Source organism: Mycobacterium sp. DHQP2018-32-09 (genome assembly GCF_058148405.1).
Genome location: NZ_JBYVYK010000049.1, coordinates 22,518 through 45,547 on the forward strand (window position 1 = coordinate 22,518; position 23,030 = coordinate 45,547).

The 23,030-nt window shown below is 70.9% G+C and carries 22 protein-coding genes; 9 read left to right on the top strand and 13 right to left on the bottom strand.

The genetic code is table 11. The features are described from left to right. The 6 genes from AC30CM_RS21285 to AC30CM_RS21310 form a co-directional block, all read right to left on the bottom strand. Positions 1-945 (bottom strand): phosphatidylinositol mannoside acyltransferase, encoded by a 945-nt coding sequence (locus tag AC30CM_RS21285; RefSeq protein WP_490118898.1) that lies wholly within the window; start codon positions 943-945, stop codon positions 1-3. Beyond that, positions 942-1,628, bottom strand: coding sequence for a phosphatidylinositol phosphate synthase (gene pgsA, locus AC30CM_RS21290; protein ID WP_490118899.1), 687 nt, complete (start codon positions 1,626-1,628; stop codon positions 942-944). Before pgsA ends, AC30CM_RS21285 begins: the two co-directional genes overlap by 4 nt. After that, a complete protein-coding gene (locus AC30CM_RS21295; RefSeq protein WP_490118900.1) occupies positions 1,625-2,203 on the bottom strand; it encodes an ATP adenylyltransferase in 579 nt (192 codons plus the stop codon). The genes pgsA and AC30CM_RS21295 overlap by 4 nt, the downstream gene beginning before the upstream one ends. Then, positions 2,200-4,254: a threonine--tRNA ligase gene (gene thrS, locus AC30CM_RS21300; protein WP_490118901.1), complete on the bottom strand. Its 2,055-nt coding sequence runs from the start codon at positions 4,252-4,254 to the stop codon at positions 2,200-2,202. The genes AC30CM_RS21295 and thrS overlap by 4 nt, the downstream gene beginning before the upstream one ends. Positions 4,255-4,489: 235 nt before the next feature. After that, positions 4,490-4,924 (bottom strand): TIGR02611 family protein, encoded by a 435-nt coding sequence (locus AC30CM_RS21305; RefSeq protein ID WP_490118902.1) that lies wholly within the window; start codon positions 4,922-4,924, stop codon positions 4,490-4,492. Continuing rightward, the gene (locus AC30CM_RS21310; protein WP_490118918.1) at positions 4,921-5,538 is read right to left on the bottom strand and encodes a PaaI family thioesterase; all 618 of its coding nucleotides are present in this window, start codon (positions 5,536-5,538) and stop codon (positions 4,921-4,923) included. Before AC30CM_RS21310 ends, AC30CM_RS21305 begins: the two co-directional genes overlap by 4 nt. Before the next feature lie 170 nt (positions 5,539-5,708). On the opposite strand from AC30CM_RS21310, the gene AC30CM_RS21315 reads away from it, so the two are divergent. Then, the gene (locus AC30CM_RS21315) at positions 5,709-6,206 is read left to right on the top strand and encodes a DUF1990 domain-containing protein (RefSeq protein ID WP_490118903.1); all 498 of its coding nucleotides are present in this window, start codon (positions 5,709-5,711) and stop codon (positions 6,204-6,206) included. On the opposite strand, the gene AC30CM_RS21320 is transcribed toward AC30CM_RS21315, so the two are convergent. From AC30CM_RS21320 to AC30CM_RS21330, 3 genes are all read right to left on the bottom strand, one after another. Further along, positions 6,154-7,296, bottom strand: a complete 1,143-nt coding sequence (locus AC30CM_RS21320) for a hypothetical protein (protein ID WP_490118919.1) — start codon at positions 7,294-7,296, stop codon at positions 6,154-6,156. The genes AC30CM_RS21315 and AC30CM_RS21320 overlap by 53 nt on opposite strands. 138 nt (positions 7,297-7,434) lie before the next feature. Continuing rightward, on the bottom strand, positions 7,435-8,325 hold the full coding sequence (locus tag AC30CM_RS21325) for an SDR family NAD(P)-dependent oxidoreductase (RefSeq protein WP_490118904.1): 891 nt from the start codon (positions 8,323-8,325) through the stop codon (positions 7,435-7,437). Between the two features lie 206 nt (positions 8,326-8,531). Beyond that, on the bottom strand, positions 8,532-10,133 hold the full coding sequence (locus AC30CM_RS21330; RefSeq protein WP_490118905.1) for a PucR family transcriptional regulator: 1,602 nt from the start codon (positions 10,131-10,133) through the stop codon (positions 8,532-8,534). A gap of 137 nt (positions 10,134-10,270) precedes the next feature. Between AC30CM_RS21330 and AC30CM_RS21335 the strand changes: the two genes are divergently transcribed. The 4 genes from AC30CM_RS21335 to AC30CM_RS21350 all read left to right on the top strand — a co-directional run bounded on the left by AC30CM_RS21335 (position 10,271) and on the right by AC30CM_RS21350 (position 16,525). Next, complete coding sequence (locus tag AC30CM_RS21335; RefSeq protein ID WP_490118906.1) at positions 10,271-11,761, top strand: CoA-acylating methylmalonate-semialdehyde dehydrogenase; 1,491 nt, start codon at positions 10,271-10,273, stop codon at positions 11,759-11,761. Between the two features lie 87 nt (positions 11,762-11,848). Next, positions 11,849-13,231, top strand: a complete 1,383-nt coding sequence (locus AC30CM_RS21340; protein WP_490118907.1) for an aspartate aminotransferase family protein — start codon at positions 11,849-11,851, stop codon at positions 13,229-13,231. Between the two features lie 318 nt (positions 13,232-13,549). Continuing rightward, positions 13,550-15,772 carry an acyltransferase family protein gene (locus AC30CM_RS21345; protein WP_490118908.1) on the top strand — a complete coding sequence of 741 codons (2,223 nt, stop codon included), beginning with the start codon at positions 13,550-13,552 and terminating at the stop codon, positions 15,770-15,772. A gap of 84 nt (positions 15,773-15,856) precedes the next feature. Beyond that, positions 15,857-16,525: an NADPH-dependent F420 reductase gene (locus tag AC30CM_RS21350; RefSeq protein WP_490118909.1), complete on the top strand. Its 669-nt coding sequence runs from the start codon at positions 15,857-15,859 to the stop codon at positions 16,523-16,525. A 25-nt stretch (positions 16,526-16,550) separates the two neighbouring features. On the opposite strand, the gene AC30CM_RS21355 is transcribed toward AC30CM_RS21350, so the two are convergent. Next, positions 16,551-16,871 carry a WhiB family transcriptional regulator gene (locus AC30CM_RS21355; protein ID WP_490118910.1) on the bottom strand — a complete coding sequence of 107 codons (321 nt, stop codon included), beginning with the start codon at positions 16,869-16,871 and terminating at the stop codon, positions 16,551-16,553. 165 nt (positions 16,872-17,036) lie between these two features. Here AC30CM_RS21355 and AC30CM_RS21360 point away from each other — a divergent pair, with 165 nt between their 5' ends. After that, positions 17,037-17,378 carry a hypothetical protein gene (locus tag AC30CM_RS21360; protein ID WP_490118911.1) on the top strand — a complete coding sequence of 114 codons (342 nt, stop codon included), beginning with the start codon at positions 17,037-17,039 and terminating at the stop codon, positions 17,376-17,378. On the opposite strand, the gene AC30CM_RS21365 is transcribed toward AC30CM_RS21360, so the two are convergent. From AC30CM_RS21365 to AC30CM_RS21375, 3 genes are all read right to left on the bottom strand, one after another. Beyond that, a complete protein-coding gene (locus tag AC30CM_RS21365) occupies positions 17,358-18,314 on the bottom strand; it encodes an LLM class F420-dependent oxidoreductase (RefSeq protein ID WP_490118912.1) in 957 nt (318 codons plus the stop codon). The two genes, AC30CM_RS21360 and AC30CM_RS21365, sit on opposite strands and share 21 nt — an antisense overlap. A gap of 59 nt (positions 18,315-18,373) precedes the next feature. Continuing rightward, positions 18,374-18,628, bottom strand: a complete 255-nt coding sequence (locus tag AC30CM_RS21370; protein ID WP_490118913.1) for a CDGP domain-containing protein — start codon at positions 18,626-18,628, stop codon at positions 18,374-18,376. 280 nt (positions 18,629-18,908) lie between these two features. Next, a complete protein-coding gene (locus AC30CM_RS21375; RefSeq protein WP_490118914.1) occupies positions 18,909-19,826 on the bottom strand; it encodes a LysR family transcriptional regulator in 918 nt (305 codons plus the stop codon). An 82-nt stretch (positions 19,827-19,908) separates the two neighbouring features. On the opposite strand from AC30CM_RS21375, the gene AC30CM_RS21380 reads away from it, so the two are divergent. Genes AC30CM_RS21380 through AC30CM_RS21390 form a run of 3 tightly spaced genes read left to right on the top strand, consistent with a single transcriptional unit; the run spans position 19,909 to position 22,423 of the window. After that, complete coding sequence (locus tag AC30CM_RS21380) at positions 19,909-21,102, top strand: thiolase family protein (protein WP_490118915.1); 1,194 nt, start codon at positions 19,909-19,911, stop codon at positions 21,100-21,102. Further along, positions 21,102-21,758 (top strand): 3-oxoacid CoA-transferase subunit A, encoded by a 657-nt coding sequence (locus AC30CM_RS21385; protein ID WP_490118916.1) that lies wholly within the window; start codon positions 21,102-21,104, stop codon positions 21,756-21,758. The genes AC30CM_RS21380 and AC30CM_RS21385 overlap by 1 nt, the downstream gene beginning before the upstream one ends. Before the next feature lie 53 nt (positions 21,759-21,811). Next, positions 21,812-22,423, top strand: coding sequence for a 3-oxoacid CoA-transferase subunit B (locus AC30CM_RS21390; RefSeq protein ID WP_490118920.1), 612 nt, complete (start codon positions 21,812-21,814; stop codon positions 22,421-22,423). The last annotated feature ends 607 nt before the right edge of the window (positions 22,424-23,030 follow it).

Below are 23,030 nucleotides of genomic sequence, written 5' to 3' on the forward strand. Positions count from 1 at the left end.
TCAGGGCTCCCGATTCGTGCCCGGGTCGCTGCCCTCCAGCCGCGCCCTTCGCTGCGCCGACAGGTCGGCGATCCACTGCGGTTGCAGCATGTGCCAGTCCTCGGGATGGGCGGCGATGTTGGCGGCGAACCGGTCGGCGAGGTGCTGCGTGACGGTCGCGACGTCACCCGAGGACGTGTCCAGCGGCGCCTCGATGTGCGTGCCCCACGCCGCGCCCTCGAACCAGGTGTGCGTGGGCAGCAGCACCGCCCCCGTCTCCAGCGCCAACCGCGCGGGGCCGGCCGGCAGCCGCGTCGGCTCACCGAAGAAGTCGACCTCGATGCCCGAGCGGGTCAGGTCGCGGTCGGACATCAGGCACACCAGCCCGTTGGCCCGGAGCCGTTCGGCCAGCACCTCGAACGGCGGCCGGGCGCCGCCGGTCAACGGCAGCACCTCGAAGCCCAGGCTCTCGCGGTAGGCGACGAAACGGTGGTACAGGGACTCGGGTTTGAGCCGTTCGGCCACGGTGGCGAACCGGCCGTAGGTGTTGGTCAGCCACACCCCCGCCATGTCCCAGTTGCCGCTGTGCGGCAGCGCGAGCACGGCACCGCGACCGGCGGCCAGCGCGGCCTCGACGTGCTCGCCGCCGACGGCGTGCTCGGCGAGCCGGTGCGCCAGCGCCACGTGGTCCATCGACGGCAGCCGGAACGCCTCCCGCCAGTAGCGCGCGTACGACGCCAGCGACGCGTGCATCAGCTCGGCAGGCACGTCCCCGGGCGAAACGCCCACCACGCGCGCCAGGTTCTTGCGCAGCTGCGCGGGTCCGCCGCCGCGGGCGGCATACCAGGCGCCCGCTCCGAACGCGTTGCGCGCGGCGAACTCCGGCATCGCCCGGACGACACGCCAGCCGGCCGCGTACCCGAGATCGGCGAGCTGCTCCCCCAGCGCCGACGGCAGCACGCTCACGAGTCGCTCGTCCCCTGCGCGCCGGGTGGGGTGTTCGACGACGGGGGCTGCGAGGACAGCGGCTCCACCGCACCCGGCGACGTCCGCACGGAGTGCACGCGCTGCCCCAGCGTGATCAGGCTCGCGACGGCGAGCAGCCACATCGCGACCGGCAGCAGCCACGGCAGCGGGAAGAAGGGCAGGTCCGACACACCCGCACCGACGAGGACGATGACCAGGCGTTCGGGCCGTTCGATGGTGCCCCCCTCGGCGCTCAGCCCGTTGGCCTCGGCGCGCGCCTTGATGTAGGAGACCACCTGTGACGTGACGAGGCAGATCATCGTGGCGACCACGAGCGGGCTGCTGTGCAACCCGAACGCCGCCCACCACAGCAGGCCGCAGAACACGGCGCCGTCGGCGATCCGGTCACACGTCGCGTCCAGTACGCCGCCGAACCTGGTGCCGTAGCCGCGTTCTCGGGCCATCGCGCCGTCGAGCATGTCGGCCAGGACGAAGAATGCCACGGCCACCGCACCCCACCACAGCTGTCCGCGCGGGAACAGCGTGAGCGCGGCGATCACGGTGCCGGCCGTGCCGAGGATGGTGATGGAGTCCGGGGTGAGACCGATCTTCAAAGCCGCCCTGGCCAGGGGGCCGCTCAGCTTGGCGTACGCGGCCCTGGTCATCAGGTAGAAGTCGCTCACGACTGCGCGGTCCATTCCGTCGCGAGCAGTTCCCGGGTGTCGCGCAGCAACTGCGGGATCACCTTGGCCCCGCCGATCACGGTGATGAAGTTGGCGTCGCCGCCCCAGCGCGGCACCACGTGCATGTGCAGGTGTTCGGCCAGCGAGCCGCCCGCCGAGGTCCCGAGGTTGAGCCCCACGTTGAAGCCGTGCGGCCGGGAGACGCCCTTCAGCACGCGAATGGCCTTCTGCGTGAAGGTCATCAGCTCCGAACTCTCGTCGACGGTGAGGTTCTCGAGTTCGGCGACCCGGCGGTACGGCACCACCATGAGGTGGCCGGGGTTGTAGGGGTACAGGTTCAGCACGGCGTAGACGTGCTCACCGCGGGCGACCACCAGACCGTCTTCGTCGGACATCGTGGGGATGTCGGTGAACGGTTCGGTCGACTTGGCCGATCCCGTCTTGATGGTCCCCGCGATGTAGGACATCCGGTACGGCGTCCACAACCGCTGCAGGTGGTCCTGGTCGCCCACACCGTGGTCGACCACGGCGTCGGGCCCCTCGCCCGGCGCGCTCTGCTCCCCCGGATCGCTCACGCGTTGCTGCCCACCTCGACCAGTTCCGCGGTGGGAACGGCATTCTCGCGCCGGGCGATCCAGTTCGCCACGGCGTCGACGGCGTCGTCCAACGGCACGCCGTTGATCTGGGTGCGGTCGGCGAACCGGAAGCTGACGGCACCGGCGTCGACGTCCTTGTCGCCGGCCAGCAGCATGAACGGCACCTTCATGTTCGTCTGGTTGACGATCTTCTTGGCCATCCGGTCATCACTGGCGTCCACCTCGGCGCGGATGCCGCGCTCCTTCAGCCGCGCCACCACGTCCTGCAGGTACGGCACGTGCGCGTCGGCGACCGGGATGCCCACCACCTGCACGGGCGCCAGCCAGGCCGGGAACGCGCCGGCGTAGTGCTCGGTGAGGACGCCGAAGAAGCGTTCGATGGAACCGAACAGCGCGCGGTGGATCAGCACGGGCCGCTGCCTGCTGCCGTCGGCAGCGGTGTACTCGAGTTCGAAGCGGTCGGGCATGTTGAAGTCGAGCTGGATGGTCGACATCTGCCAGTTGCGTCCGAGCGCGTCCTTCACCTGGACGGAGATCTTGGGGCCGTAGAACGCTGCGCCGCCCGGATCGGGCACCAGCTCCAGGCCCGACGCCTCGGCGACCTCGCGCAGCGTCGCGGTGGCCTCCTCCCACACCTCGTCGGAGCCCACGTACTTCTCCGGGTCCTTGGTGGACAGCTCGAGGTAGAAGTCGTCGAGGCCGTAGTCGCTCAGCAGGTCCAGCACGAACTGCAGCAGCGAGGCCAGCTCGTCGCGCATCTGCTCGCGCGTGGTGTAGATGTGCGCGTCGTCCTGCGTCATGCCGCGCACCCGGGTCAGGCCGTGCACCACGCCCGACTTCTCGTAGCGGTACACCGAACCGAACTCGAAGAGCCGCAACGGCAGTTCACGGTACGACCGCCCCCGCGACCGGAAGATCAGGTGGTGCATGGGGCAGTTCATGGGCTTGAGGTAGTAGTCCTGCCCCGGCTTGCGCACCGTGCCGTCGTCGTTGTACTCGGCGTCGATCTGCATCGGGGGGAACATGCCGTCGGCGTACCACTCCAGGTGCCCCGAGGTGACGTACAGCTGTTCCTTGGTGATGTGGGGGGTGTTGACGAATTCGTAGCCGGCCTGCGAGTGCTTGCGCCGGGAGTAGTCCTCGAGTTCACGCCGCACCACGCCCCCCTTGGGGTGGAACACCGGCAGGCCCGAACCCAGTTCGTCGGGGAAGCTGAACAGGTCCAATTCGACGCCGAGCCTGCGGTGGTCGCGGCGCAGCGCCTCCTCGATCAGTTCGAGGTGACGGTCGAGCGCCTCCTGCGATTCCCACGCGGTGCCGTACACGCGCTGCATGCTGGCGTTGGCCTGGTCGCCGCGCCAGTAGGCCGCCGAGCTGCGGGTCAGCTTGAAGGCCGGGATGAACCGGGTGGTCGGGACGTGCGGGCCGCGGCAGAGGTCGCCCCAGACCCGTTCGCGGGTGCGGGGATTGAGGTTGTCGTAGGCGGTGAGTTCGTCACCGCCCACCTCCATCACGTCGGGGTCACCGGACTTGTCGTCGACGAGTTCGAGCTTGAACGGCTCGTTGGACAGTTCCTCACGGGCCTGCTCGACGGACTCGTAGACGCGACGGTCGAAGAGCTGCCCGTCCTTGATGATCTGCTTCATGCGCTTCTCGAGCGCGGCGAGGTCCTCGGGCGTGAACGCGCGCGGCACCGCGAAGTCGTAGTAGAAGCCGTCGGTGATGGGCGGGCCGATGCCGAGCTTGGCCTCGGGGAACAGGTCCTGCACGGCCTGGGCCAGCACGTGGGCGCAGGAGTGCCGGATGACGCTGCGACCCTCGTCGGTGTCGGCGGCGACCGGGGTCACCTCGACGTCGGCGTCGGGCGTCCACGACAGGTCGCGCAGCCGTCCGCCGGCGTCGCGGACCACGACGACGGCGTCGGGCGCGCCCCTGGTGGGCAGCTCGGCGGCACGGACGGCCGCGGCCGCCGTCGTCCCGGCAGCCACCCGGATCGGGGCTGCTGGGGCGGTGCGGTCGGCGGCACTCATCGCGGGTCTCCTCGCTGGCGGGTTCGTCTCGTTCGTCAGGGCACGGGCGTGCGCGGGCACGCGCGTCCCACGACCGCGACCATGCTATCGGGGCGGGTGCGCCGCCGCGCCGGACGTCCGCTCGGTGGTGTCGGCGAGCCCCGGCTCGATCAGACCCTGAGCCCCGGCTCGATCAGGCCTGAGCCCCGGCTCGATCAGACCCTGAGCCCCGGCTCGATCAGGCCTGAGCCCCGGCTCAGCCGGGCCCGAGCCCCAGCGGGCTGCGCAACCACGGCCAGTCGAGGCCCACGAGATCACCCATCCACGCCAGCGCGCCGAGCAGCCACACGGACACCAGGACCACCGCGCACGTCAGCACCGCGCCGAGCACCTGCGCCCACAGCCCCTGTTCCTTCAGCCACGCCATGACGCGGTCATAGCGTTCCTTGACCCAGTGCAGCGCTTTCTGCGCCCAGGCGAATTCGCTGGCCAGGATGGCCAGCCCCAGGAAGACGATGGCCCAGCCCGGCCCCGGGTACGGGATGGCGACGATGCCGACGGCCAGCACGGCGGTGCCCACGACGCCCACGGCGATGCGGTAGGCGAGGTTGACGGCGGGCCGGTCCCGGATGCCGTCGCGCCAGCGCACCCAGAACTTCTGGCGGTCGTCGCTGCGCTGCTGCGCCGTCACGGTTGCTCCTGGCGCAGCGCGACGAACAGCGCCTCGGCCTCGGCGAGGACGGTGTCGCCGTCCAGCAGCCGGCCCGAGACGAATGTCTTGCGGCCCTCGATCCCGTCGATACCGGCGTCCACTCGCAGTTCCTTTCCGATCACGGCGATCTTGCGATAGTCCACGTGCAGGTAGGCGGTCCGTTGCCGCTTGGCTGCACCGAGCGTGTGGGCGGTATACCCAAGTAGCGAGTCGAACAGGTGGGCCACCGCGCCGCCGTGCGCGGCGCCGTTGCGACCCAGGTGGTAGCGCCGGAACGTGGCGGTGCCGGTGACGCGGCCGTCGACGACGGTCGGGTGGAGCGGGATCGACAGGATGCTGCCGCGGCCGGGCAGGTCGTCCCGTCTGCCCGATGGTGACCGCCGCTCGTCCACCTCGTAGGGCTGCAGCAGGCGGTTCGCGCGTTCGACGAGGTCGGCGGCCGCGGTGACCACTGCGTCGGGCGGCGCGGCGCCGCGGGCGAGGTCTTGGAGGGTGCGGACGGCGTCGACGAAGCGGCCATAGTCGGCGCCGCCGACCAACGAGCCGGAGTCGGCGCCGCCGACCAACCGACCGGAGTCGGCGCCGCCGACCAACCGACCGGACTCGGCGCCGCCGACCAACGAGCCAGAGTCGGCGCCGCCGACCAACGAGCCAGAGCCGTCGCCGCCGACCGGCGAGCCGGAGCCGTCGTCGATCACGCTGTCACCGTATGTGGTCGGTCCGCTGCGGACGTCGCGGCGTCGCCGGTGGCAGTGTGGTGGCCGTGCGCCTGAGCCAGCTGTCCGGTCTGCCGTTGACCTACCCGGAGGTCGGTGCGACGGCGGGTGAACTGCCCGCCGGCTATCACCATCTGCACGAGTCCGCGGTCGTGGGATCCGGCCGGGCACGGTTCGACGCGGCGGCCGACGCGGTGCTGCGCTGGGGCATGTTGCGCGGCGCGGGCGCCCGGGTGCGGGCGACGGCCGACGTCGCCGCGGTGGGCGTGGAGGTACTCGTCTCGCTGGGGCCGATCAGCGCACCGTGCCGGGTGGTGTACCTGCTGGCCGACGCCGACCGCCGCGGGTTCGCCTACGGCACGCTCGCCGGCCATCCGGAGACGGGTGAGGAACTGTTCGCCGTGCGCTACGACCCGGCGACAGATGCCGTGTACGCCGAGGTGACGGCGTTTTCGCGGCACGCCACGTGGTGGAGCAGGCTGGCGGGTCCGCTCACCTCGACGGCGCAGCGGGTGATGAGTCGGCGTTACGTGCGGGCGGTGTAGCGGCGGCGGGATGGTCCAGGGTGGCGCGGATCGCGACGTCGATCTGGTAGGACAGCACCGCCAGGGTGAACAGCCCGATCGACAGGCTGATCAGCGCGCCGAACCCCTCGGTGGCGAAGTCGACGAGCGCGGTGAGCAGCGTGAAGGTCAGGGCCGCGGTGCGCAGCCAGCGCAGCGGCCAGATGCCGGTGGTGCGCGTGCGGGCGATCATGGCGGGCAGGGCGATGCCGAGTGTCAGGGCGGCGGTGACCAGCTGGATGGTCGCGGGCATGTCGATGCCTTCGACGTTGGCGGCGACGGTGTCGTCGTCGTAGAAGTCGTCGCCGAAGAACACGCCGAGCGTGCCGAGTGAGACGCCGAGGAACGCGCCGAGTACCAGCAGCCAGCCGACGACGGGGATCCAGCGGGGGCTGCGCAGGAACCCGGGGATGAGGGTGCGGGCCCGCCGCTGCAACGCCCAGACGCGGTCGGACGCCGGGTCGGCGGAGGCGAGCAGCTCCCGGACGCGGCGGGCGTCGTCGCGGTCGGCGCCGAGGTCGACGGCGCGCTCGACCAGGACGTATCCCAGTTCTCGGCGCCGTTCGGCGAGACCGCGGGCCATCCCGTCGGCGGCGATCGCGGTGGCCGAGGCGAGGCATTCGACGGCACCCAGCGGGCGGAAGTCTCGGACGAATCGGGCGGTGACAAGGATCAGCACCACGAGCACGTACATGATCTCGGCGGAGGGACCGTAGAAGTAGTCGTTGTCCTTGGTGACGAACTTGCCCACCTCGTCGAGGAACAGGCCGAATCCGATGCCGCCGAGCACGACGCACAGCATGCGGGTCCCGAGGCCGAGGGTCATCCATCCGATGAGCAGCGCGAGCATCATCAGGGCGCCACCCCACAGGGCGTGGGCGATGTGCAGGTTGCCGCCGCCGATCTGGGGGTAGCCGGTCAGCTGCAGGTAGCCGCGGGTGATCAGGATCGTGGCGATGGCGATGATGGTGAACGCCTCGGCGGCGCTGAGCCCCGTGGCACTTCGCGTGATCGCCCCGTGGTGTCTGCGACGCGTCACCGGCACGGCCCCCCTCGTCGACGACGGGCCCATCCCACCGTTCTCGCCCGTCACTCCAGCACCTCGCAGCCGCGGCGTCCAGTGTCGGCTCGCCGTCACTGCGGCCCGAGTGGGAATCCGACGACGCCGTGGCGCCGATACGCGTCGCTGGATTCCCACTCGGCGCCCGCGCTAGGCGAACAGCGTGGTGCCCGTCTCGCGCTCGCCGAACGCGACCAGCCGCGCCGCGGTGTCGTAGTCACACGCCACCGCCCCGCGGCCGGCCAGTACCGGGCCGCCACGCAGCCCGAACGCCCCGTCGATGCCGACGTAGCTGCCGGGCGGGATCGGTTCGCTGAGGCAGTAGAGCGTGGGGGCGGCGCCGGCGTCGATGTCGTTGGCCAGCAGCGATCCCACCGCCTGCACGCCCTTGTGGAACCACGTCGACAGTCGCTTGTCGGACAGGTTCGACAGGTTCGACGCCACCCAGCCCGGGTGGGTCAGCTGCAGCGTGACGGGCGATCCCGCCTCCCGGAGGCGACGGTCGAGTTCCAGGCCCCACAGCATCACGGCGAGCTTCGAGCGCGCGTAAGCGCCCATCGCATTCCACGTGGTGTGCCGCAGGTGCGGGTCGTCGAGGCGCAGCGTGGCCTTCTTGTGGGCGTCGGATCCCACGTTGACGATCGTGGAGCGCACCCGGCCGGCGAGCAGGTTGGTCAGCGCGAACGGCCCCAGGAAGTTGGTGCCCAGGGTCATCTCGAAGCCGTCGACGGTCTCGCGGCGGTGCGGGCTGACGGCACCGGCGTTGTTGACGAGCACGTCGACGTCACCGTCGAGCCGCTCGGGGAACGAGCGCACCGACGCGAGGTTGGCGAGGTCCAGTTCGACGACCGACGTCGAGCCGCCCATCTCGGCCGCGCGCTGGGCGCCCAGCTCGGTGTTCCGCACGGCGAGCACGACGTGCGCGCCGGCCTTGGTCAGCGCCCGCGCGGTGCCCAGCCCGACGCCGTTGGTGGCTCCGGTCACGATGATGCGCTGCCCGCCGAGGTCGCCCAGCCGGCTGGGGCTCCAGGGGGTCGTCACGACGGCGCCCCGGCCGACGCCGGGCGTGCCGGCGTGAGCGCGACGACGGCGATGGTGCGTTCGTCGAAGCTCGTCTCTGTGGTCATGCGGTTCCTCCCGTGTGCCGGTGCGTCGACAGTGGTTCTACCCATTCGTGGCCGTCGCCGACCGGGAATGGCTGGAGTCGTGGCGGGGTGGGTCTCGAGGGTGCCGTCACGTGTGGGTCGTCAGGAGGGGCGCGGTGCGGCGCGGCGGGCGTCGAGCACCAGGAGTGCGACGTGCAGCGACGCCATGGACTCGGCATCGGAGAGGTCGACGCCGAGGATGCGTTCGATGGTGGCGAGCCGCTTGTACAGCGCGGGTCGGCTGATGTGCAGCCGGCCGGCCAGCGCGGCCTTGTTGCCCGCCGAGCGCAGGTATTCGCGCAGGGTGGCCAGGTGCGCGGTCGCGTCGGGCGCGTTGAGCAGGGCGCGCAGTTCGGTCTCGGCGAAGCCCTGCACCCGTGGATCGTCGCGCAGCAGCGACAGCAGACCGCGCAGCCGGATGTCGGAGGCACGAAAGTAGCTGCGCTGCAACGCGTCCGGGCCCATCCCGAGCGCCACCTCGGCGACGTGGGCGGCCTCGGTGAGACCGCCGACGGCGTCGATGACGTCGCCGCCGGGGGGACCCACCGCCACCACGGCGGCGGCGCCGTGCACGCGCCGCACCTCCCGTCGCAGCGTCTCGCCGAGCGCGGTGAGGGCCGCCGCCCCGTCGCGCGTGGGCCGCAGCGCGAGCACGGCTGCCACCTCGCCGTCGCGGCGCGTGGCGAACAGACCGGTGTGCCCGGCCGCGTTCACGGTGTGGGCCACCGTGTCGAGCAGGTCTACGTTGCGTCGCTGCGTGGCCACGGGATCGGCGCCGCCGAAGTCGCCCTCGACGCGCACGGTGACGGGCAGATAGCTCGTCGCCCTTCGCAATCCGAGGGCGTGGGCGCGGGCGGTGGCCTCCTGCTCGTCGGTGATGCGGCCGCGCACCACGTCGTCGATGAGCCCGCTCTGCGCCTGCTGCCGCATCCCGGTCCGGTCGCGTTCGATCATGCGGTGCAGGGCCAGCGCCGCGGCGGCGCGTTCGAGGACCCGTCGAGTCCGCGCGACGTCGGCGGGGCGCCGCGGCACGATCAGCCGGCCCCACTCCTCGGCGCGGGGGCCGACGGACGTGACCACCCAGTCCTCTCCCCTGCCGTCGGAGACCAGCCGCGAGCGGCGCTCCCAGTCGTCGAGCAGCTCCGCGGCGTGCGGGCCGCTGACCGACGCGGCCAGCGCCTGGTGGGCCAGGTCTTCCAGCACCACGGGTTCGTCGAGGATCTGGGCGGCGGCGTCGACGATCCCGCGGACCGAGGCGCGCTTCATGCTCAGCTCGGTGAACACCTCGTGTACGCGGCGGTCGAACGCCACCTCGTCGTACTGTTCGGCGACGATGCGCCGGTGGACGGCCTCGGTGACCTCGACGAACTTGATCTCGCGGTGCAGCACCACCAGCGCGAGATCCACCTCGACGGCCAGTGCGGCGAGGCCGTCGGGGACGGCGGGCAGGGAGGCGCCGAGTTCGACGATCACGCCCACCGCGCCGGCGTCGGCGAGCCCCTGCAGGAACGGTCGCGCGGCGTCGCGCAGGGCGGCCCCGGTGGTGAGCAGCAGTTCGCCTCCCTGCAGCAGTCCCGAGAGGTCGGCGACGTCGCCGACGTGCACCCATCGGATCTCGTCGCCGAACCGGTGGTCGCTGAGCACCTGCGGCGCGCCGCGCTGGACGACGGGCAGCGCGACGACGTCGGCGACGGTCAGGGGCATTTACAGAGTGTAAACAATCGGTCGATAACGATGACGGTTCGTCAGCGTCCCGGGTCACGTCGCCGATCCATACTCGAAGACGTCACTGCCAGCACCGCGGCTGGTCAGACCTCACCATCCGCAAGAGAGGCGGCTACATGACCACGATCAACCACTGGTTCAACAACGCGACGTTCGAGGGCTCGTCCGGGGCCACCGCGCCCGTGACCAACCCGGCGACCGGGGCCGTCACCGGACAGGTGGCGCTGGCCAGCGTCGAGGACGCCCGCACCGTGATCGACGCCGCCGCCGCGGCGTTCCCCGCCTGGCGCGACACGTCGCTGGCCAAGCGCACCCAGATCCTGTTCCGCTTCCGCGAGCTGCTCAACGAGCGCAAGGGCGAGCTGGCGGCCATCATCACCGCCGAGCACGGCAAGGTGCTCTCCGACGCCCTCGGCGAGGTCAGCCGCGGCCAGGAGGTCGTCGAGTTCGCCTGCGGCATCCCGCATCTGCTCAAGGGCGGCTTCACCGAGAACGCCTCGACCAACGTCGACGCGTACTCCATCCGCCAGCCGCTGGGCGTCGTCGGGGTCATCTCCCCGTTCAACTTCCCCGCCATGGTGCCCATGTGGTTCTTCCCCGTGGCCATCGCCACCGGCAACACCGTGGTCATCAAGCCCTCGGAGAAGGATCCCAGCGCCTCGCTGTGGACCGCGGCCCTGTGGAAGGAAGCCGGCCTGCCCGACGGCGTGTTCAACGTCCTGCAGGGTGACAAGACCGCCGTCGACGAGCTGCTGAGCAACCCGAAGGTCGCCTCGATCAGCTTCGTCGGCTCCACCCCGATCGCCCAGTACGTGTATGCGACCGGTACGGCCAACGGCAAGCGCGTCCAGGCTCTGGGCGGCGCCAAGAACCACGCGGTGATCCTCCCCGACGCCGACCTGGACCTCGCGGCCGACGCCATGGTCAATGCCGGCTTCGGCTCGGCCGGTGAGCGCTGCATGGCGATCTCCGCCTGCGTGGCGGTCGGCCCCATCGCCGACGACCTCGTCGCGAAGATCACCGAGCGCACCGTCGGCCTCAAGATCGGCGACGGCACCAAGGACTCGGACATGGGCCCCCTGGTCACCAAGGCCCACCGGGACAAGGTGGCGTCCTACATCGACGCCGGCGAGGCCGCGGGCGCCAAGGTGGTCGTCGACGGCCGCACCGTGACCGCCGACGGCGGCGAGGAGGGCTTCTGGCTCGGCCCCACCCTGCTGGACAACGTCACGCCCGAGATGAGCGTCTACACCGACGAGATCTTCGGCCCGGTGCTGTCGGTGGTGCGCGTCGAGACCTACGACGAGGCACTCGAACTGGTCAACTCGAACCCGTACGGCAACGGCACCGCCATCTTCACCAACGACGGCGGCGCTGCCCGGCGCTACCAGAACGAGGTCACCGTCGGCATGGTCGGCATCAACGTGCCGATCCCGGTGCCCATGGCGTACTACAGCTTCGGCGGGTGGAAGGCCTCGCTGTTCGGCGACAGCCACGCCCACGGCATGGACGGCGTGAACTTCTTCACCCGCCAGAAGGCCATCACCCAGCGCTGGCTCGATCCCAGCCACGGTGGCATCAACCTGGGCTTCCCCGAGAACTCCTAGCCAGTCGCCGAGAGTACGGTTGTCGCACGTATCTCCCGAGAGGGCGCGTCGACGACCGTACTTTCGGCGTCAACCAGAAGAGGACCAATGACGATCACCAACGAGGCCCCGACCCTGCCCAACGGCCTGACGGTCGACGCCGCCCGCGAAGAGGCCGCCCGCGCCTACGAACTGGACCGCGCTCACGTGTTCCACTCGTGGTCGGCGCAGGCCGAGATCTCCCCCATGACCATCACCGCGTCGCAGGGCAGCTACGTCTGGGACGGTGACGGCAACAAGTTGCTCGACTTCTCGTCGATGTTGGTCAACACCAACATCGGTCACCAGCACCCCAAGGTGGTCGCGGCCATCCAGGCGCAGGCGGCCAAGCTGTGCACGGTGGCGCCGCAGCACGCCAACGACGCCCGGTCCGAGGCTGCCCGCCTGGTCGCCGAGCGCACGCCCGGCGACCTGAACAAGGTGTTCTTCACCAACGGTGGCGCCGACGCCGTCGAGCACGCGGTGCGCATGGCTCGCCTGCACACGGGCCGCTACAAGGTGCTCAGCCGCTACCGCTCCTACCACGGTGGCACGGAGACCGCGGTCAACCTCACCGGTGACCCGCGGCGGTGGCCCAACGACCACGGCAACGCCGGTGTCGTGCACTTCTTCGGCCCCTTCCTGTACCGGTCGCGGTTCTACGCCGAGAACGAGGCGCAGGAGTCGCAGCGGGCGCTGGATCACCTGCGCGAGACGATCAAGATGGAGGGACCGTCCACCATCGCCGCGATCGTGCTGGAGTCGATTCCCGGCACCGCGGGCATCATGATCCCGCCGCCCGGGTACATGGCCGGCGTGCGCGAGCTGTGCGACGAATACGGCATCGTGTTCATCGCCGACGAGACCATGTCGGGCTGGGGCCGCAGCGGTAAGTGGTTCGCCGTCGACCACTTCGACGTCGTGCCGGACCTGATGACGTTCGCCAAGGGCGTCAACTCGGGGTACGTGCCGCTCGGCGGCGTCGCGATCAACCCCGAGATCGCCAAGACCTTCGACCACCGCGCCTACCCCGGCGGCCTGACCTATTCGGGTCATCCGTTGGCGACCGCCGCCGCGGTGGCGACCATCAATGCGATGGCCGAGGAGGGCATGGTCGAGAACGCCGCCCGCGTGGGCGCCGAGGTCATCGGACCGCGGCTGGCGCAGATCGCCGAGAAGCACGCGTGCGTCGGCGAGGTGCGCGGCGCGGGCGTGTTCTGGGCCGTCGAGCTGGTCAAGGACAAGCAGACCCGGGAGCCGTTGGCGCCCTACGGTTCCAGCAGTCCCGCGGTCAACGGCGTGGTCGCGGCGTGCAAGCAGAACGGTCTGCTGCCGTTCGCCAATTTCAACCGCATCCACGTGGTGCCGGCCTGCAACATCAGCGATGACGAGGCCCGCACGGGCCTGGACATCCTGGACGCCGCCCTCGACGCGGGAGACGCCGCACTGTAGGAGAACCCGTTCGCGGCGCCTCGTCGCCGAGACACCCGAGACGATCCCGGTACCCATGGGTGCCGGGATCGTCGGCATCTCCGAGACTTTCCCAGGGCAAAGACATCTCGGGCCGGCCCACGGCGGCGGCCACGCGTTGCCGCCGATGCCAGGAAATTGCTGGATCTGCACGCAGATGCACTGCGCAGCCGCTCGGCAGCGTCGGGCCCGTGGTCGATCCCGACCTACTTCCGCGTTCGGATAGCAAATTGTCGCGCGAGAAGATATCGTGCCGCTCGTGAGTGGGGGTATCGACGTTTCGGGGGACGGCACCGCGGCATGAGCACGACCGAATTGCCCGTGGGCAGCCGAGAATCCGCGACGCTCGCACGCGCCGCGCGGCACCGGGACTTCCGGCCCGACATCGAGGGCCTGCGCGCCGTCGCGGTACTGGCCGTGGTGCTGTTCCACGCCGACGTCCCCGGGTTGGCGGGCGGCTTCGTCGGCGTCGACGTCTTCTTCGTCATCTCGGGGTTCCTCATCACGGGCATGCTGTGGCGTGAGGCGAGCACGCGCGGCACCGTGCGGCTGCGCGACTTCTACGGTGCGCGGGCCCGCCGGTTGCTGCCGGCGTCGGCGTTCGTCGGCGTGGTCACGCTGGTGGCCTCGGCCCTGCTGCTGCCCGCGGGCCAGGTCAAACCCGTGACGATGGACGGCATCACCAGCGCCCTCTACGTCAGCAACTACTGGTTCATCGGCTCGGGCGTGAACTACTTCGCCAAGGACGGCCTGCTGGTGCCGTCGCCGTTCCAGCACTACTGGTCGCTCGGTGTGGAGGAGCAGTTCTACCTCGTCTGGCCGCTGCTCCTCATCGGGACGGCGTGGATCCTCCGGCGTATCCGCAGGCGACGACCCGCCGCGCAGGCCGCGCCGTCGGTGCGGCCGTTCGCGGTCATCCTGGCCGTGATCGCGGTGGTGTCGTTCGCGTTGGCGCTGATGCTCACGTTCCTCATCCCTCCGGTGGCGTTCTTCTCGCTGCCCACCAGGGCCTGGCAGCTGTCCCTCGGCGGTCTGATCGCGCTGACCGCCACCCAGTGGCGCCGGCTGCCCGCGCCCGTCGCCGCCGCCCTCGGCTGGACGGGCCTCGCGCTCGTCGGCGGCGCCTGCGTGTTCCTCGGCCCTACGACGCCGTACCCGGGGTACGCCGCGCTGGTGCCCACGGCCGGCGCGGTGTTCGTCATCGCCGCCGGGTGTGCCACGCCCACCCGGGGCTGCGGACGCGTGCTCGGCCTGGCCCCCATGGGCTGGATCGGCAGGCAGTCCTACTCCTGGTACCTGTGGCACTGGCCGGTGCTGGTCCTCGTCCCGGTGGTGCTGGGGCAGCCGGTCGGGCTCGCGGTCAAGCTGGCCGCCGTGCTGCTGTCACTGGGTCTGGCGATGCTCACGTTGCGCTACGTCGAGAATCCGCTGCGGTTCGCGCCGCGCGTGCGCACGTCGGCGCGGGGCAGCCTCGGACTCGGCGGCGGCGTCACCGCGGTGACGGTGTGCGTGGGGCTGGTGATCCTGCTCGTCGCGCCGACGCCGGCCGGGCCGGGTCCCGGCCGCGGTCCCGCGGTGACGCCCATGCTGTTGACGGCGACGACGACGCCCGCCGGGTCGAGCCTGGCGGCCTATGACGCCGGCGTCGGAAACGTGTTCGCCGAGGTGCGCCGCGCGGTGTCCGATTCCGCGCAGATCCGCGGTGTGCCGTCGAATCTGACGCCCGCCCTGGACGACCTGACCTCGCAGCAGCTCAGCATGCTGACCAACGGCTGCCTGCGCGTGCTGCCGTTCGACGCCACCCAGCCCGAGTGCGTGGTGGGCGACGCGGCGGCGCCCACCAAGGTCGCCGTCATCGGCGATTCGCGCGCGGCGATGTTCAACCCGGGTTTCCAGCGCGCAGCCGCCGACCGGCACTGGCGACTGCAGATGATGGCCAAGGCGGGCTGCCCCATCGTGGACCTGCCCGTCAGCAGCCACTTCAACGGGTTCGCCGAATGGTTCCTGCAGTGCGCGAACTGGCGCAACGGCGTCCTGGAGCGGCTCCGGGCCGAGCCGGCGCAGCTGGTGGTGATCAGCTCGGCGCGCGCGTACGACGCCAACGGTGCGCACACGATGGTGCCGGGGCTGGAGATGTTCGACGCGGCGTGGTTGCGCGGCCTCACCGAGCTGACGCACGATCTGCGGGCGACCGGGGCGCAGGTGTTGATCCTCGGTCCGACCGTCGACCTGCCGATGCCCGCACCGAGTTGCCTCGCCGCCCATCCCGACGACGCGACGCAGTGTGTGGTGCACCGCGGCACGGCGTTCGATCAAGGCATCCGCGCCGAGGCCGCGGCTACCGAGGCCGGCGGTGGACGGTACGCCGACGTCACCGAATTGTTCTGCGGCGCAGAGGGTTGCCCCGCCATCGTCGGGAACACGCTGGTGTACTTCGACGCCGGCCACATCACGCGCGAATACTCCCTGCAACTGGCCCCGGCACTGGCCGCATTGGCCGATCGCGCGCTCGCGGGTGCCTGAGGCCGGGTCCCCCGGCCGGAATGCGGTCCGCCCGGGGCGTGTTGTGCTCGGATACCGGACCACACCCGACAGCGGAGGCACTTCGTGAAGATCGGCATCATCGGAGCAGGATTGATCGGCGGCACCCTGACGCGGCGGCTGCGCGCTCTGGGACACGACGTGGCGGTCGCCAACTCGCGGTCACCGGAGACGCTCGCCGACCTGGCCGCCGAGACCGGCGCGACGGCCGTCTGGGCGGCCGACGCCGCGACCGACGCCGACCTGGTGATCGTCAGCATCCCGCAGAAGAACGTGCCGGACCTCGCGGACGGTATCGTCGCCGCGCGCAGGCCGGACGCGCCGGTGATCGAGACCAACAACTATTACCCGCAGCAGCGCGACGGCGAGATCGCCGCCATCGAGGACGGCCAGGTCGAGAGCGTCTGGGTGTCCGAACAGATCGACGCGCCCGTGTACAAGGTGTTCAACGGGATCTGGTGGAAGCACCTGCTGGAGAAGGGTTCCCCTGCCGGCACGCCGGACCGCATCGCGCTGCCCGTGGCCGGTGCCGACGGGGCAGGGCGAGAGGTGGTCCATGGCCTCGTCGACGAACTGGGCTTCGATCCCGTCGACGCCGGCCCCATCTCGGAGTCGTGGCGTCAGCAGCCGGGAACACCGGTGTACGGCAAGGACTTCGACGCCGCGAACACCCGGTCGGCGTTGACGCAGGCGTCTCCCGAGCGGACCGCCGAGTGGAGCGCGCGGTCGGCCTGAGCGGGGCCGACGCCTCGGTCGCTGCTCACCGCCCGCGCGTGGTCAACAGCTTGGCCCGTTCGCGGGCGGACAGTGCACCCCACACTCCGTGGGTCTCGCGCACCGCCAGCGCGTGATCGCGGCAGCGCGCCAGGACGGGGCACGTGCGGCACACCTGCTTGGCACGTTCTTCCCGCGCCCGCAGCCCCGTGCGACCGGAGTCCTCGGGAAAGAACACCTCGGGGGGCAGTCGGCGGCAACTGCCGCTGAACTGCCACGTCCAGTCCTCGAGCATGGGTCGTGGCGCGCCGGTCTGCTCGGTCTGCGACGAGGCGTGCGACGAGGTCATGGTCAGCTCTCCCTTCATGTCCCTCCCTGTCCCTTCCTGCCGTGCGCTCGCCAGTGTGCTCGGCGACCGTGCCCGCCAGAAGACATCGACTCGGCGTGAATCCGGCGCGCGGCGCCGCTCCCGCACCGCGGCCCGGACCAGTGCGAGAATCCCCTGAACGCACGCTAGGGAGGGCGGGAGTCGGTGACGTATGTCGAGGATCCAAAGGGTGTGGTGTGGGAGGTTCGGCGCAAGACGTGGTGGTTCCCGTCGAGCATCTTCGGGGTCAACGACGTCCTCGACGTCATCCTGTTCGTCGTGCTGCTCCCCTTCTGGCTGGGCTGGCCGTTCTGGTTCCTCGCCAAGCTGCTCGGCGTGCCGTGGGTGATCGTCGTCGAACGCGGACGCGAGGAGGTGGCCACCGAACGGGTGAAGGGACTACGGGCCGCCAACCGGCGCGTCGAGGCCATCACCGAGGCCCTTCGCGCCAGCGGTAGCTATCCCCCCGTCGACCCGTACGCCGGGTCAGGAACGGAACTGCGGTAGGACCTCCCTGGACCATGCGTCGAAGAAGCCGGCGACGTCCGGACCGATCTGCTGCACGTAGATCTCGTCGACGCCGGCGTCGACGTAGCGGCGCACCTGGGCGGCGTGGGCGTCGGGATCCGCTCCGCACGTGACCGATTCGGCGACCTTCTCCTTGGGCACCAACGTCATGGCGTCGGCGAAGTCGCCGGGCCGGGGCAGCGTCTGCGCCAGTTGGCCCGGCAGGGATTCGTTGGCCCACAGTCGATGTGCGGCCTCCAGTCCTCGGTCGGCGTCCTGGTCCCAGCTGACCTTGGTGCCCGCCTGGACGGGTTTGCCCGCACCTCCGGCGTCGCGGAACGCGGCGATGAGGTCGGGATCGGCCATCGTGGTGCAGAGGCCGTCGCCGATGCGTCCCGCCAGCGCGGCAGCCTGGGGGCCGAAGCCGGAGACGTAGATGGGTACGGGTTGCTCCGGCAGCGTGTAGATCCGGGCCTCCTGCACCTCGTAGTGCTCCCCGTGGTAGCTGATCTCCTTGCCTTCGTGCAGCTTTCGGATGAGGTCCACCGACTCCTCGAGCATGTCGAGGCGCACGCCCACCGACGGCCACGGGTCGCCGAGGATGTGTTCGTTGAGCGCCTCGCCACTGCCCACCCCGAGCACGAACCTGCCGTCGAGCTGGACGGCCGACGTGGCGGCGGCCTGGGCGATGATGGCGGGGTGGATGCGCACGGTGGGGCACGTGACCGCGGTCGTCACGGGCAGCGAGGTCACCTGCGACAGCGCCCCGATCACGTTCCACACGAAGGCGCTTTCGCCCTGCTCGTCGTTCCAGGGATGGAAGTGGTCCGAGATCCACAGGGCCTCGAAGCCGGCGGCTTCGGCGCGCTTGGCCTGGTCGATGAGTTCCTTGGGGCCGTACTGCTCGCAGGACAGGAAGTATCCGATCTTCGCCATGGCCGGCCGGTTACCCGATCTCGGGCGCCTCAATCGAGCCGCTGCCGGCCGTGCCGTCGTCAGGGTCCGACGTACGGCGGCGCCGTCGCGTCACCGGCGTTGAGGATGTAGCAGTTGGTTCCGCTGAACCCCAGGGCGCCCGCGGTGACGCAGCGCTGGAACGAACCGTCCTGGTTGATGGGGCCGTCGCACGTGGTACCCCCGCCCCAGGGCGTCCACCCACCCTGGCAACCGGCCTGAGCCGGTGCGGCCGCGCCCACTGCGATGCCTCCCGCGGCCAGTACGCCGGCGGCGAGTGCGGTGAACATCTTCATCGTCAACATCCCTTCCTCGAGCGCATGAGGGTTTGCTGCGATGCAGGTGTTGCTGGAGTTACTGGTGTGCAATCCGGCACCCTGAATCACGCACAACGCCTGCATGACGCACGGTCGAATGCCTCAAGAATAGGCCGCGCGGGATTTTAGGACAATGCACTAACTACTTCGCCACGCAAGGACTCCCGGCGACCGCGACGCCCAGCGGTGTGCGACCCCGCGAGCGGGCGGTCCACCGTGACCGCGTCGCCCCGGAGTCCCACGGCGAGGAGCTCGGGCGCTACGTCCGCGACGCCCTGGGGCGCCTGACCTGACCGACGACCGCCCTGATGAGGTCGGCCACGGCACCCACTGCCGGCGCGGCGTCGGTGCGGCGCCGCGCCAGCAGCAGCCGCACCGTCTCCGGGACGGCGAGCGGCCGGTAGACGACGCCGTCGACCCGAAGGCTGCGCACGGGTTCGGGCGCCAGCGCGACACCCAGACCCGCCGCCACCGACACCGCCAGCGTGGCGGTCTCCCCCACCTCGATCATCCGAGGCGCGAATCCGGCACGCTCGCAGGCGTCCAACACCGTGCGGTGCATCGCCGAGCGGGCGCCGGAGGGGTGGGTGACGAACACCTCCCCGGCCAGGGTGGCGAGGTCGACCGCCGGCGACGCAGCCTCGGGATGCGACGTGGGCAGCACCGCCAACAACTGCTCGGTGCGCAACGGCTCGACCTCGAGATCGGCGATCGCCTCGGCGCCCGGTTGCGGCCGCACCAGCGCGAGGTCGAAGTCGCCGGCGCGGAGGCCGGTCAGCAGTTGCGGCGTCAGCAGTTCGCCGCGCAGTCGCAGGTCCACGTCGGGTAACTCGGCATGGACGCGGTGGGCGAGCTTGGGCAGCACGTCGTAGGTCGACGTGCCGACGAAGCCCACCGACACCCGCCCGGCGTGGCCTGCGGCGAACGCCTGCATGTCGCGCCTCGCGAGGTCGGTCGCCTCGAGGATCCGCCGCACGTGCTCGACGAGGCGCTGGCCGGCCTGCGTGATCTCGACGCGACGCGTGGATCGCTCGAACAGTCTGACGCCCAGGTCGTGCTCCAGCGCGATGATCTGTTGCGAGAGTGCCGGTTGCGCGACGTGGTTGCGCGCGGCGGCCCGGCCGAAGTGCCGCTCCTCGGCGACGGCGAGGAACAGCCGCATCGTCCGGATCTCCACCGCGCGATTGTATCGTCAGATCATCTCAATCCATGCGGATTGGATATTGGACGTGATGAGTGCTCCGACCTACCGTCGACGCATGGCTCGATCCTCCTTCGTCTACGCGGCCGCCCGCACGCCCTTCGGGCGGTTCGGCGGCGCGTTGGCAGAACACCGGCCCGACGACCTCGCGGCCGCGGCCATGTCCGCGGTGCTCACCAAGGCCCCTGCGCTGCAAACAGACTCGATCGACGACGTCGTGTGGGGATGCGCCAACCAGGCGGGTGAGGACAATCGCAACGTCGGGAGGATGGCCGTACTGCTCGCGGGGCTGCCCGTCGGCGTGCCGGCCACCACCGTCAACCGGTTGTGCGGCTCCTCGCTGGACGCCACGATCATCGGGTCGCGTGCCATCGACGTCGGCGACGCCGACGTCGTGGTGGCGGGCGGCGTCGAATCCATGACGCGGGCCCCCTGGGTGCTCCCCAAGCCGTCACGGGCGTTCCCGGCGGGCAACGTCACCGCGGTGTCGACGACGTTGGGTTGGCGGCTGGTGAACGAGCGGATGCCTGCGGAGTGGACCGTGTCGCTCGGCGAGTGCAACGAGCAACTCGCCGACCGTTTCGGGATCCCGCGGGAACGCCAGGACGAGTTCGCCGCCCGGTCGCACCGGCTTGCGCACCAGGCGTGGGAGACGGGCTTCTACGACGACCTGGTGGTGCCGCTGCCGGGCCTGGAGCGTGACGAGGGCGTCCGGCCGGATTCCAGCGTCGAGGCGCTGGCGCGGTTGCGGCCGGCGTTCCGCCCGACGGGCTCGATCACGGCGGGCAACGCATCGCCGCTCAACGACGGCGCCGCGGCGGTGCTGCTGGGGTCGGAGGACGCAACCGTCGGCGTCGATCCGCTGGCCCGGATCGCGGGTCGGGCCGGACATGCCGGTGCGCCGCCGGAATTCGGCTTCGCCCCGGTGGAGGCCGCCAACCGGGCACTCGAGCGGGCCGGGATCGGCTGGGCCGACGTGGCCGCGGTCGAACTCAACGAGGCCTTCGCGGTGCAGGCGCTGGCCTGCGTCGACGCCTGGCGCGCCGATGGTCTCGTCGACCCGGACATCGTCAACGCCAGGGGCGGTGCGATCGCCATCGGGCATCCGTTGGGTGCCTCGGGGGCGCGGATCGTCGGCACCCTGGCGCACCGTCTGGTGGAGGAGCGGCAGCGCTGGGGCGTGGCGGCCATCTGCATCGGTGTGGGCCAGGCGTTGGCCGTGGTGCTGGAAAACGTCCGGGGGGCGCACTGATGGTGACGATGTGTGAGACCACCGCGGAGGCCGTCGCCGGCATCGCCGACGGCAGCACGGTGCTGATCGGCGGGTTCGGCATGGCGGGCATGCCCGTGGCGCTCATCGAGGCGCTCATCGATCAGGGCGCGTCCGATCTGACGGTGGTGTCGAACAACGCGGGCAATGGCGACACCGGGTTGGCGGCGCTGCTGGCGGCGCGCCGGGTGCGCAAGGTGATCTGCTCGTTTCCCCGGCAGTCCGACTCGTGGGTGTTCGACGGCCTGTATTGGGCGGGTGACGTCCGACTGGAGGTGGTGCCGCAGGGGACGCTCGCCGAACGGATGCGGGCCGCGGGCGCCGGCATCGGCGGCTTCTACTGCCCCACCGCGGTAGGCACGCCGTTGGCCGAGGGCAAGGAGGAGCGCGTGATCGACGGACGCACGTACGTGCTGGAGTATCCGTTGGCCGGTGACGTGGCGCTGATCGGGGCGTACCGGTCCGATGAGATGGGGAACCTGGTGTACCGCAAGACGGCTCGCAACTTCGGGCCGGTGATGGCGACGGCGGCGCGGACCACCGTGGTACAGGTGCGGGAGGTGGTGCCGACGGGCACGCTGGACCCGGAGGCCGTGGTGACGCCCAGCATCTACGTCGACAGGGTGGTGACGGTGTGAGTGGCAACGGTGTGGGTGGCGACGGTGTGGGTGGACCGCTGACCAAGGAGGCGATGGCCGCGTTGGTGGCCGGGGACATCCCGCACGGTTCGTTCGTCAATCTGGGCATCGGATTGCCGACCACGGTGGCCGATCATCTGCCCGCCGGTTCGGGGGTGGTGCTGCACACCGAGAACGGGATGTTGAACATGGGCCCCGCGGCGTTGGGCGACGAGGTGGACCCGGATCTGATCAACGCGGGCAAGGTGCCGGTGACGGAGTTGCCGGGTGCCGCGTACTTCCACCACGCGGACTCGTTCGCGATGATGCGCGGCGGGCATCTGGACGTGTGCGTGTTGGGGGCGTTTCAGGTGTCGGGTGGCGGCGACCTGGCCAATTGGCACACCGGCAGTGCGGATGCCATTCCCGCCGTGGGCGGGGCGATGGACCTGGCGATCGGAGCCAAGCAGGTGTTCGTGATGATGACGTTGTTCTCCAAGGACGGCACGCCGAAACTGGTGCCGGAGTGCACGTATCCGCTGACGGGCGTGGGCTGTGTGGCGCGCGTGTACACCGATCTCGCCGTCTTCGACGTCGGTCGCGACGGTGTCGCGGTACGCGAGACCTACGGGATCGGTCATGCGGAACTCGCTGCGCGTCTTGACGTTCCGCTGACGTACCGCTGACGTTCCGCTGATGCGGGCTGGCGCCGCGGCGGGCTGGCGCCATGCTCACCTCCGCCTCTGCTCGCCGCCACCACCCGCCGGCGCGCTGCTCGCCGCCACCACCCGACGGAACCACCCCTGAACCCCCGCATCGTTCGCCGGCACCAACCCACTCCCCCGGCATCATTCGCCGGCACCAACCGCAGCCATTGCCCGCCGCGCCTCCCGGCCGATCCGCCAGGGTCGCGCACTGCACAGCCCTGTCCCGTGGGGGCTTGGGGGTGCGCCGCGTAGGTGCGTCGACGCCGCGTCGCCCGGGGCCGTGGCGGCATGACCCCCGGTTCGCGCGTGCCGGTGCGCGAACCGGGATGCGCGGCAGCTGCACTCGAGTGCTCCCGGTCACGCGCGGCGTCCCTCTGCCCGCCAGGGCGGGGACTCACCCGCCGGTGCGTCCGGGTGCTTCCGGCCACCCGCGGCGTCCCTCTGCCCGCCAGGGCGGGACTCACCAGCCGGTGTGCCCGGGTGCTCCCGCCGTCGCTTCCGGCGCACCGCGCCACGTCCAGGGTGGGGCGCCGCATCGCAACTGGCGGTGCATCGCCTCTGAGACCTTCGGGCTGGCCGCCCTGGA